9 protein-coding genes and 2 rRNA genes (1 of these 11 only partly in view) are annotated in these 11,107 nt (G+C 62.7%); 5 read left to right on the forward strand and 6 right to left on the reverse strand.

The window, feature by feature from the left end; genetic code table 11:
* Positions 1-6: 6 nt before the first annotated feature.
* From lnt to GOQ09_RS23400, 4 genes are all read right to left on the reverse strand, one after another.
* Entirely contained in the window at positions 7-1,596 is a 1,590-nt protein-coding gene (gene lnt / locus GOQ09_RS23385) for an apolipoprotein N-acyltransferase (protein ID WP_157616094.1), read from the reverse strand.
* Entirely contained in the window at positions 1,596-2,474 is an 879-nt protein-coding gene (locus tag GOQ09_RS23390) for an HlyC/CorC family transporter (RefSeq protein ID WP_021012634.1), read from the reverse strand. Before GOQ09_RS23390 ends, lnt begins: the two co-directional genes overlap by 1 nt.
* A gap of 170 nt (positions 2,475-2,644) precedes the next feature.
* Positions 2,645-3,373: a GNAT family N-acetyltransferase gene (locus tag GOQ09_RS23395; protein ID WP_157616095.1), complete on the reverse strand. Its 729-nt coding sequence runs from the start codon at positions 3,371-3,373 to the stop codon at positions 2,645-2,647.
* Between the two features lie 110 nt (positions 3,374-3,483).
* Positions 3,484-3,957, reverse strand: coding sequence for an Lrp/AsnC family transcriptional regulator (locus GOQ09_RS23400; protein WP_157616096.1), 474 nt, complete (start codon positions 3,955-3,957; stop codon positions 3,484-3,486).
* 164 nt (positions 3,958-4,121) lie between these two features.
* Here GOQ09_RS23400 and hppD point away from each other — a divergent pair, with 164 nt between their 5' ends.
* The 5 genes from hppD to GOQ09_RS23425 all read left to right on the forward strand — a co-directional run bounded on the left by hppD (position 4,122) and on the right by GOQ09_RS23425 (position 9,748).
* Positions 4,122-5,249 carry a 4-hydroxyphenylpyruvate dioxygenase gene (gene hppD, locus GOQ09_RS23405; RefSeq protein WP_157616097.1) on the forward strand — a complete coding sequence of 376 codons (1,128 nt, stop codon included), beginning with the start codon at positions 4,122-4,124 and terminating at the stop codon, positions 5,247-5,249.
* Positions 5,250-5,277: 28 nt separating this feature from the next.
* A complete protein-coding gene (locus GOQ09_RS23410) occupies positions 5,278-6,072 on the forward strand; it encodes a transporter substrate-binding domain-containing protein (protein ID WP_157616098.1) in 795 nt (264 codons plus the stop codon).
* 17 nt (positions 6,073-6,089) lie between these two features.
* Entirely contained in the window at positions 6,090-6,974 is an 885-nt protein-coding gene (phhA, locus tag GOQ09_RS23415; protein ID WP_157616099.1) for a phenylalanine 4-monooxygenase, read from the forward strand.
* A gap of 152 nt (positions 6,975-7,126) precedes the next feature.
* The gene (locus GOQ09_RS23420; protein WP_157616100.1) at positions 7,127-8,818 is read left to right on the forward strand and encodes an AMP-binding protein; all 1,692 of its coding nucleotides are present in this window, start codon (positions 7,127-7,129) and stop codon (positions 8,816-8,818) included.
* Positions 8,819-9,748 carry an MBL fold metallo-hydrolase gene (locus GOQ09_RS23425; RefSeq protein ID WP_157616101.1) on the forward strand — a complete coding sequence of 310 codons (930 nt, stop codon included), beginning with the start codon at positions 8,819-8,821 and terminating at the stop codon, positions 9,746-9,748.
* A 113-nt stretch (positions 9,749-9,861) separates the two neighbouring features.
* Here the strand turns inward: GOQ09_RS23425 and rrf are convergent.
* Together rrf and GOQ09_RS23435 are read right to left on the reverse strand one after the other, a co-directional pair.
* Positions 9,862-9,974: ribosomal RNA gene (gene rrf / locus GOQ09_RS23430) — 5S ribosomal RNA — on the reverse strand.
* Positions 9,975-10,116: 142 nt separating this feature from the next.
* Positions 10,117-11,107: ribosomal RNA gene (locus tag GOQ09_RS23435) — 23S ribosomal RNA — on the reverse strand; it runs 1,883 nt beyond the window's last position.

An 11,107-nucleotide genomic window follows, 5' to 3' on the forward strand; every position in this document is an offset into this window, starting at 1 on the left:
CCTGCGTCAGCCCTTTCGGCGGCGCAGCGCGAAGGCAATGGCGACGACAGCCAGCGCCGAGATCCACAATGGCCAGAGCCCGAACGGCGCCACCCAGCGCGCATAGGGCGTGAGCCCCTTGCGGCCTTCGACCGGGGCTTCGAGCACGCCGCGCGTAAGGCGCGGCAGCTGGTGCGTGACGCGGCCTTCGGCGTCGATCACCACGGTTGCTCCGGTGTTGGTGGCCCGCACCATCGGCCGTGCGAATTCGAGCGAGCGCATGCGCGAGATGGCCAGGTGCTGGTCGATGGCGACCGAGTCGCCGAACCACGCGATGTTGCTCACGTTGAGCAGGATGGTCGGCGCCGTAGCCTCGCTCTTGAAGTTGGCGCCGATCTCGTCGCCGAACAAGTCTTCGTAGCAGATGTTCGGCGCGATGCGCTGGCCCTGCCAGGCGAAAGGCGCCTGCGCCAGGCCGCCACGGGCGAAGTCGCCGAGCGGAATGTTCATCATGCGGATGAACCAGCGAAAGCCCGGCGGAATGAACTCGCCGAAGGGAACGAGGTGGTGCTTGCTGTAGCTGTAGGGCTGCGCGGCGCCGGGCTGGAAGCCGAGCACCGCATTGCTGTAGGTGCCCTGGCCGCCCATCGGAAGCCCGACGATGGCGGCCTGCGTGCCCTGGCTGTAGCGCGCCTGGATGGCTTCGAGGTAACCGGCGGGCAGTTGCTGCGGCAGCAGCGGCAATGCGGTTTCGGGCGTGACCACGAGTGAGGCCTTGGCGTCGCGCAGCTGCTCGCCGTACCAGCGCAGCGCCAGGTCGATACCGCCGCCCGGAATGAATTTTTCGTCTTGCGGGATGTTGCCCTGGAGCAGCGCCAGCTGCAGCTTGCCGCTCGAGCCCTTGTCGCCTTGTGCATCGGCGGGCAGCGGATTGACCAGGTGCGGCGCCGCGAACACGGCGACGATCACTACCAGCGACTGCGCCAGTGCCGCGGTGCGCGCGGGCCGCGTGAGCGCGACGAGTGCGGCCGCGATGGCGGCGACTGCGCCGATGCCGTACACACCGATCCACGGTGCCCAGGCTGCCAGCGGTCCTTCGACATGCGCGTAGCCGCCGGCGCCCCACGGAAAGCCGGTGAACCAACTGCCGCGCACGAGCTCGGCCAGCGTCCACAGCGCGGCGAAGACCAGCGCACCGGCCACGGGCCCGCGCGGCCCGCGAACCACGAACCAGGCACACGCCGCCGCGTAGTACAGGCCGAGCGCCGCCGCAAGCGCGAGCACTGCGATGGCCGCGAGCGGCGCCGGAAGCCCGCCGTAGGTATGCATCGAGATGAAGAGCCACCAGAAACTGCCGGTGAGCCAGGTCGTCGAGAAAAGCCAGCCATGCAGGCCGGCGCGGCGCCAGCCTGCTCCTTCGGCGCGCAGCCGGTCCAGCAGACCGACGAGCACCGCCAGCGAGATCAGCTGCAGCCACCACAGCGGCTGGCCGTTCGAGGGCCAGGCAATGGCGGCAGCCTGCGCAAGACCCGCGAAAGCAAAGCCGAGAAGGCGCAGCAGGCCCACGGCGGAAAGGAGGCGCGAGGTGCGGAGCGTGGCCGCTGCGGGCAATGGCATCAGTCGGCTGCGTCGCTGCCGCGGGCCGGGGACACCTTGAACCAGCGCACCGCGCCGCCCTTGGTGTGCAGCACGACGAAGTCGAAGCCGCCGATGGCGTGGTGTTCGCCGCGCTTGGGCACGTGGCCCATCTCATGCGCGATGAGGCCGCCGATGGTGTCGAAGTCTTCGCTCAGCTGTTCTTCGTCGAAGACGATGCCGAAGGCCTCGGCCACGCGCTCGATCGGTGTATCGCCCGAGACCCGGTAGGTGTGGTCGGCCAGGCCGAAGATGTCGCCTTCGTCCTCGGCAATGTCGAATTCGTCTTCGATCTCGCCGACGATCTGCTCGAGCACGTCTTCGATGGTGATGAGGCCGGCCACGCGGCCGAACTCGTCGATCACGATGGCCAGGTGGTTGCGGTTGCCGCGGAACTCGCGCAGCAGGTCGTTCAGGCCCTTGCTCTCGGGAACGAAGGTGGCCGGACGCAGCAGTGCGCGAATGTTGAGACCCGGCGCACGCTGCAGCTTGAGCAGGTCTTTCGCGAGCAGGATTCCGATGATGTTTTCTTTTTCGCCCTCATACACCGGAAAGCGCGAGTGCGCGGTGTCGATGACGAGGTGCAGCAGCGCGTCGAAGGGCGCATCGATGTTGACCAAGTCCATGCGCGGGGCGGCAACCATCACGTCGCCGGCCGTCATGTCGGCCATGCGCAGCACGCCTTCGAGCATCACGCGCGACTCCGCGCCGATCACCTCGTTGTCCTCGGCGTCGGCCAAGGTTTCGATCAGCTCGTCGCGCGAGTCAGGACCGGGGTGGATGAATTCGGCCAGTTTCTGGAGAAAGCCGCGCTTGTCTTCCCGTTCGACGGGTGCGCGTTCAGGGTGAGGTTCGGCCACTGCGGGAGGCGTAGTTGAAGAGATACAAGGATACCGGATTGCGTGTGACAGGCTCTACCCCTGGCACGCGGCCCCTCGGCAATTCGGCTACAGGACGAAACAGGCGCGGTTGGCGCAGGCGCCGCTCGAAGGAAGCCCGGGCGCATGCCGCGGCACGCCCGGCTTGCTGCTTACTGGGCCGACTTGCTGCGGGCGTCGCGTATGCCGCTGCGCACTTCCTGCAGGCTCGCGAGAAAGGCCCAGAACTGCTTGGCGCGGGTCTTGAGGTGGTAGTCGACTGCCGCGTAGTGCTCGAGTGCGATTTCGCTCATGCGGCTGTCGAAGGTGGCGCTCGGCAGCTGCAGATGCGCCTCGGACTCCGAGCCGCTGCGCACCACGGTGGCGCCGGCGTTGCGGGCGATCTTCAGCATGGCGGCGTTTTCGCTCAGCGCATGAATAAAAAGCATGCCCACGCCTTCGTTGCGTGCGACCACCACTGCGCGCTCGAACAGGCGGGCGCCGTAGCCCCGGCCGCGCGCATGCGCTGCCACGGACACGCCGAACTCGGCGCAGTCGCTGTGCTGGTCGTCCGGCGCGAACGCTAGGTGCGCCATGGCGATCAGGTCGAGGCGGCGGTTGTAGATGCCGAAGAGCTCGTCGCGGTCGAAGTCGAGACCATCGACATAGCGCTGCACCTGCTCGTCCGACGCGGCATAGCCGAAGCGCAGGTAGCGGTCATGGGGGGTCAAGGCCAGCAGGTGGCGCGCGATGCGGTCGCGTTCGCGCGGGCCGATCGAGCGGATCGGCACCATGACGGGCTGGGGCGCGGAGGTCGCGCGCGGTTGCGCCTCAACCATCGGCGCCTTCAGGAAAGAGCCGAGGCCGAGAGACGCTTGAATAAGGGTCTTGGCGGTGAGCATGGTTCAAATATAAGGGTTTCCCCTTAATCAACAAGTCCGAACGGGTACTTCCGCTTGTCATTTGTGAACCAATACCAAAAGCGCGTGTGATTCGAGCAACGAATTCGTTGCTAAACCGGTACAGCCGTTGTGGCCTTGACACGGTCGAGGACGAAGCTGGTCTTGCAGTCTTCAACGCTCGGGTGCTTGAGCAGGGTGTCCATGATGAAGCGGCTGTAGTGGCCCATGTCGGCGACCACCACGCGCAGCAGGTAGTCCATTTCACCGGTGAGCGCCGCGCATTCGACCACCTCGGGCCAGGTCTGCACGCTGGCGCGGAACAGGTCCATGGGGTTGCGCTTGTGGCTCTCGGTGTGCTTTTCTAGGCGCACATTGAGGTACGCGGTAAGGCCCAGGCCGATGACTTCGGGGCGAACAAGAGCGACGTAGCGGTCGATGACGCCGCTTTCCTCCAGCCGCTTGACCCGCCTGAGCACTGCACTCGGCGAAAGGCTGACCTGCTCTGCGATCTGGTCGTAGGTGGCACGCCCGTCTGCTTGCAGCGTGCGCAATATGAGCCGATCAATCTTGTCGAGTGCTTCCATATTGCTATTTTTGCAGTTTTTCTGCGTCTTTGCTATCTATGGCGCCCAACAACGCTGAAAACATGAGCGGCATCCGCCCTACATTGCAGCAAAGGCCGCTTAGGTGCGCTTTTTCTCAATTTCTCTGCTTTTTATCTTTCGAACCCCCACCTCTGGAGACCCCTATGAGCCACACCGACGCCCCTGCCTTCACGCCCTGGGAGAACCCGATGGGAACCGACGGCTTCGAATTCATCGAGTACGCGGCGCCGGATCCGGTGGCGATGGGCCAGGTGTTCGAGCGCATGGGCTTTACGGCAGTGGCCAGGCACCGCCACAAGAACGTGCTGCTGTACCGCCAGGGCACGATCAACTTCATCGTGAATGCCGAGCCTGATTCTTTTGCGCAGCGCTTTGCACGCGAGCACGGCCCGAGCGTCTGCGCCATTGCTTTCCGTGTGCAGGATGCCAAGCAGGCCTACGAGCGTGCGATTTCTCTCGGTGCCTGGGGCTTTGCCGACAAGGCCGGCCCGGGCGAGCTGAATATTCCCGCCATCAAAGGCATCGGCGACAGCCTCATCTACCTGGTCGACCGCTGGCCCGGCAAGAACGGCGCGAAGCCGGGCGACATCGGCAACATCGGCTTCTATGACGTCGACTTCGAGCCGCTGCCGGGCGTGGCCTCTCAAGATGCCTTGGCGCCCAAGGGCAACGGGCTTACCTACATCGACCACCTCACGCACAACGTGTATCGCGGCCGGATGAATGTGTGGGCCGGCTTCTACGAGAAGCTCTTCAACTTCCGCGAGATCAAGTACTTCGACATCGAAGGCCAGGTGACGGGCGTGAAGAGCAAGGCCATGACCAGCCCCTGCGGCAAGATCCGCATTCCGATCAACGAAGAGGGCAAGGAGCAGGCGGGCCAGATCCAGGAGTACCTGGACATGTACCGCGGCGAAGGCATCCAGCACATCGCGATGGGCTCGGACAACCTGTATGAAACAGTCGACGCGCTGCGCGCCAAGGGCGTGACGCTGCTCGACACCATCGACACGTACTACGAGCTGGTCGACAAGCGCATTCCGGGGCACGGCGAAAGCGTGGCCGAGCTGCAGAAGCGCAAGATCCTGATCGACGGCAAGAAAGACGCTTTGCTGCTGCAGATCTTCAGCGAGAACCAGCTCGGCCCGATTTTCTTCGAGTTCATCCAGCGCAAGGGCGACGATGGCTTCGGCAACGGCAACTTCAAGGCGCTGTTCGAAAGCATCGAGCTCGACCAGATGCGCCGGGGCGTGTTGGCAGGCCCAAAATAAGCGCTTCTTTCACCGCCCAGGAGCCTCCATGCGCAGCACGTTTTCGATCGGCCTGACCCTCATCGCGGCCGCCGCCGTTCTTTCCGGTTGCGCAATGGCACCGGCCAGTGCCCCGGCCGTATCGCACCTGGACACGGTGCAAAAGGCCGCCGTGCTGCGCATCTGCACGCCGGGTGACTACAGGCCGTTCAGCTTTCACAAGACGGACGGCACGTTCGAAGGCATCGATGTCGACTTGATGGCGGGCTTCAGCACCAGCCTGGGCGCCAAGCCCGAGTGGGTGAAAACCACGTGGGCCAACCTGCTGCCCGACCTCACGGCCGGCAAGTGCGACATCGCGGTTGGCGGCGTTTCGGTGACCACCGACCGGCAGAAGCGCGCGTTCTTCAGCGCTCCCTACATGGTGAACGGCAAGGCGCCCATCGCACGCTGCGCCGACGTTGCCAAGTACCAGAGCGTGGCCGACATCGACAAACCCTCCACCCGCGTCATCTTCAATCCGGGCGGCAGCAACGAGCGCTTCGCACGCGCCAACTTCAAGCAGGCCAAGCTCACGCTGCACGGCGAGAACGTGACGATCTTCGACGAGATCCTTGCCAACCGCGCCGATGTCTTCGTGACCGAGTCTGCGGAAGCCATCACGCAGCAGAAGCTCAAGCCCGGACTCTGCGCCATCAACCCCGAAAAGCCGCTGCAGTACGGCGAAATGGCCTGGATGCTGCCGCGCGACGACGTGGCCTTCAAGGCCTATGTAGACCAGTGGCTGCACCTGCAGCAAGCCGGCGGCGACTTCCAGCGCGTGATGAACCGCTGGCTCAAATAACCCGAGAGCAATTTCCCATGGACACCCCTGCCGCCGCCACTGCTGCCGCCGTCAAACCTGCTGTTTACGGCGCTTCGGATCGCCCGCCGCGCGGCGACTACTCGCGCGGCGGCGCGGTGCATGCCGACTACACCTGTCCGCAGGACTGGGCCAGCTACACGCCGGCCGACCACGACACCTACAAGCGGCTCTACGAGCGGCAGGCGGCCCAGTTGCCCGGGCTGGCTTGCGATGCTTTCATCAAGGCCCTGCCTTCGCTGGGCGTGAAGGACCACATTCCGCGCTTCGAGGAAATCAACGAGCGGCTGCATCGCGCCACCGGCTGGGAGATCGTGGCGGTGCCAGGGCTGATACCCGAGCTGCCGTTCTTCACCTTGCTGGCAAACCGCCAGTTTCCGGTGACCGACTGGATCCGCAAGCCCGAGGAGTTCAACTACATCGTCGAGCCCGATGTGTTCCATGATCTGTTCGGCCATGTGCCGATGCTGTTCGACCCGACCTTTGCGGACTACGTGCAGCGCTATGGCGAGGGCGGAATCAAGGCGCACGAACTGGGTGCCGGGGAAAAGCTGGCCAGGTTGTACTGGTACACGGTGGAGTTCGGCCTCATTCGCCAGCCGGACGGCCTGCGCGCATACGGTGCCGGCATCTTGAGTTCGGTGGGCGAGCTGCAGCATGCGGTGCGCAGCCACGAGCCGCACCGGCTGCCGCTGGATCTGCTGCGCACCATGCGCACGCGCTACAAGATCGACACGTACCAAGCCAACTATTTCGTGATCGAGAGCTTCGCGCAGCTGTTCGAACTCACGGCACCCGATTTCACGCCGCTTTACCGGGCGCTTGAGGTCGAGCCCGACATTCCGGCCGGGGTGCTGCTGCCGGGCGAAACCGGCAAGTCCTGAGAACGCTCGTTCGGGAGGCGCCACCACGCCCATCCAGGAGCGATGTTGTTCGCGTGGCTATCGCGCGCGCGACAGTGCTTCCCGTCCCCCTAGGACAAGCCCGCTAGTGGTCGGGCGCATCTGGCTCCCACAATCCGCGCAAAGGAGCTTGCATGCAGACATCCGCGCGACAGAACTATCCGGCCGACGTGCCGCACGAGATCAACCCGGAGCAGTACCGGTCTCTGACCCACATGTTCGACGAGGCTTTCGGCCGCTACGCCGATCGGCCGTTCTCCGTCTGCATGGAGCGCTGGATGTCGTACGGAGAGCTCGACACGCTTTCCAAGGCGCTGGGCGCCTGGCTTCAATCGCTCGGTCTCGAGCCGGGTGCGCGGGTGGCCATCATGCTGCCCAATGTGCCGCAATTTGCCGTCACGATGTGCGGCGTGCTCCGGGCGGGCTATACCTGTGTGAATGTCAATCCGCTCTACACGGCACGCGAGCTCGAGCATCAGCTCAAGGACTCCGGGGCCACGGCCATCGTCATCCTCGAGAACTTCGCCTCCACGCTCGAGCAGGTGATCGAGCGGACGCCCGTCAAGCACGTCGTCGTCACTTCCATGGGTGACTTGCTGGGCGGCCTCTATGGCGCATGGATCACCATCGCGGTTCGCCACCTGGCCAAGATGGTCCCGCCCTACAAGCTGCCGCTGAGCGGCGGCCGCACGGTCACGGAGTTTTCCAAGGCCATTGCCGAAGGGCGCGGCCGGCCCCTCGGGCCAGACCAGAGCACGCTCGACTCGATCGCATTCCTGCAATACACCGGCGGCACGACGGGTCTGTCGAAGGGCGCGGTGCTGACCCACCGCAACATCGTTGCGGCCACCCTGCAGGCGGAGGCGTGGTTCACGCCTGCGCTGTCCCGGGCTGGCGACCTGTCGAAGGTCAACAGCATCGCGGCCTTGCCGCTGTATCACATCTTCGCGCTGACGCTGTGCCTGCTGGTCATCCGCCAGGGCTCGCACATGACGCTGATTCCCAATCCGCGCGACTTCGACAAGTTCATCGCGGTGCTCAAGAAGCGTCCGTTCCACATGCTGCCGGCGGTGAACACGCTGTTCAATGCGCTGCTGATGCATCCGCAGTTCAAGTCGATCGACTTCTCGACGTTGTTCGTGTCGCAGGCCGGCGGCATGGCCGCCTCGGAAGGCACGGCACAGCGATGGTTCGAAGCCACCGGCTGCCCGATGATCGAAGGTTGGGGCATGAGCGAGACCTGTGCGATCGGTACGAACAATCCGGTGTCGAACACGAAGTTCACGGGCACCATCGGCTTGCCGCTGCCGAGCATAGAGATTGCCATCAAGGACGATGAGGGCAACTCCCTGCCCGTTGGCACGGCAGGCGAGCTTTGCATCAAGGGCCCGAACGTGATGACCGGCTACTACAACCAGCCGGCAGAAACCGCGGCAGCCTTTACCGCTGACGGGTTCATGCGCACCGGCGACGTCGCCGTCATGCAGGAAGACGGCTACAGCCGCATCGTCGACCGCAAGAAGGACATGATCCTGGTCAGCGGCTTCAATGTCTTCCCGAACGAGCTCGAGAACGTGATCTCGCTGTGCCCAGGCGTTGTCGAATGCGCCGCCGTGGGCGTGCCGGACGAAAAACAGGGCGAGGCGATCAAGGTGTTCGTCGTGCGCAGGGATCCGACGCTGACGGAAGAGGCGGTGCTCCAGTACTGCAACGGCCAGCTCACCGGCTATAAACGTCCCAAGCACATCGAGTTCCGCGAAACCCTGCCGAAGACCAATGTCGGGAAGATCCTGCGTCGTGAGCTTCGAACCAGCGCGAGCGTCTGAGTGAGCGGGCGCGCCGCAGCTGGGCTGCCGGCGAACCTCGTCGTCTTCGAGCGCGGCTGGCTTTCATCGAACAACATTCTGTTTGTCGGGGCCGACGAGACCGCGCTTGTCGATACCGGGTATGCCACGCATGCCGATCAAACCTTGGCGCTTGTCGAATCGGCGCTGGGGACGCGGCCACTCGACCGGATCCTGAATACCCATCTGCATAGCGACCACTGCGGCGGCAACGCGGCGCTGCAGCGGCGCTATCCGAAGGTGCAAACGGACATTCCGCCGGGGGAAGCGAGCCTGGTTGGACGCTGGGACGAAAGCGGATTGAGTTTTCTTGCGACAGGACAGACGTGCCCACGGTTCGGATTCACCGGCCTGCTGCGACCTGAGACGGAATGCGAGCTCGGGGATAGGGCCTGGCAGGTGTACAGCGCGCCTGGCCATGATCCGCATTCGATCATCTTGTTCGAGCCCGTCTCGCGAACACTGATCTCGGCAGATGCTCTGTGGGAGAACGGCTTTGGTGTGGCCTTTCCCGAGCTAGCAGGTGAGCCGTCGTTCGGAGTTATCGCTGCGACGCTGGATCGCATCGAAGCGTTAGCGCCACTTCAGGTGATCCCGGGCCATGGACGCGTCTTCACGGACGTCCGCAGTTCGCTGGCTACAGCACGCCGCCGGCTTGACGGGCTTCAGCGGGACCCGGTGAAGCATGCACGGCATGCCATAAAAGTGCTGATGAAGTTCAAGCTGCTCGAGGTGCAGTCGATCGCGCTGGACGAATGGGCCGACTGGCTTCGGGGCACGTCGTATTTCAGTGTTGTCCGCGAGCGCTTCTTCGCGGACACGGAGTTGGATCAATTGGCCGGAGATATCTTGGCGGAATTGATCGCCGCCGGTGCGGCCGAGATGGATTCGGCATCCATTCGCAATATTTGACGCTTGCCACTCGGCAATAACAAAAAAGCGCACCACCTGAGATGACGCGCTTTTTATTAAATCCAAAAGGAAAAAGCCCAACACGCTGTGTTGGGCTTTTCCTGGCTGTAAGAGCCTGACGATGACCTACTTTCACACGGGAACCCGCACTATCATCGGCGCTGACGCGTTTCACTGTCCTGTTCGGGATGGGAAGGAGTGGTACCACGTCGCTATGGTCATCAGGCATAACTTGTTGTCTGGTTGATCACGTGATCAATCAAACGAATTCATAGAGTTTGGAATCAGCACGCAATGACTGCGCTGCTTGAATGTATTTTGAATGCGTCAACTTGGCATAACACCTTGATCTGATCGATCAAAGTTATAGGGTCAAGCCGCACGAGCAATTAGTATCAGTTAGCTTAACGCATTACTGCGCTTCCACACCTGACCTATCAACGTCCTGGTCTTGAACGACTCTTTAGGGGGCTCAAGGCCCCGGCAGATCTCATCTTGAAACGAGTTTCCCGCTTAGATGCTTTCAGCGGTTATCTCTTCCACACTTAGCTACTCGGCAATGCCACTGGCGTGACAACCGATACACCAGAGGTGTGTCCACTCCGGTCCTCTCGTACTAGGAGCAGGCTTCCTCAAATCTGCAGCGCCCACGGAAGATAGGGACCAAACTGTCTCACGACGTTTTAAACCCAGCTCACGTACCTCTTTAAATGGCGAACAGCCATACCCTTGGGACCGGCTACAGCCCCAGGATGAGATGAGCCGACATCGAGGTGCCAAACACCGCCGTCGATATGAACTCTTGGGCGGTATCAGCCTGTTATCCCCAGAGTACCTTTTATCCGTTGAGCGATGGCCCTTCCATACAGAACCACCGGATCACTATGTCCTGCTTTCGCATCTGCTCGACTTGTCAGTCTCGCAGTTAAGCACGCTTATGCCATTGCACTATCGTCACGATGTCCGACCGTAACTAGCGTACCTTCGAACTCCTCCGTTACGCTTTGGGAGGAGACCGCCCCAGTCAAACTGCCTACCATGCACTGTCCCCGATCCAGATAATGGACCTAGGTTAGAACCTCAAACACACCAGGGTGGTATTTCAACGTTGGCTCCACAAGATCTAGCGACCCTGCTTCAAAGCCTCCCACCTATCCTACACAGATCTGTTCAAAGTCCAATACAAAGCTACAGTAAAGGTTCATGGGGTCTTTCCGTCTTTCCGCGGGGAGATTGCATCATCACAAACATTTCAACTTCGCTGAGTCTCAGGAGGAGACAGTGTGGCCATCGTTACGCCATTCGTGCAGGTCGGAACTTACCCGACAAGGAATTTCGCTACCTTAGGACCGTTATAGT

The organism is Variovorax paradoxus (assembly GCF_009755665.1).
Lineage (GTDB): Bacteria > Pseudomonadota > Gammaproteobacteria > Burkholderiales > Burkholderiaceae_C > Variovorax > Variovorax paradoxus_G.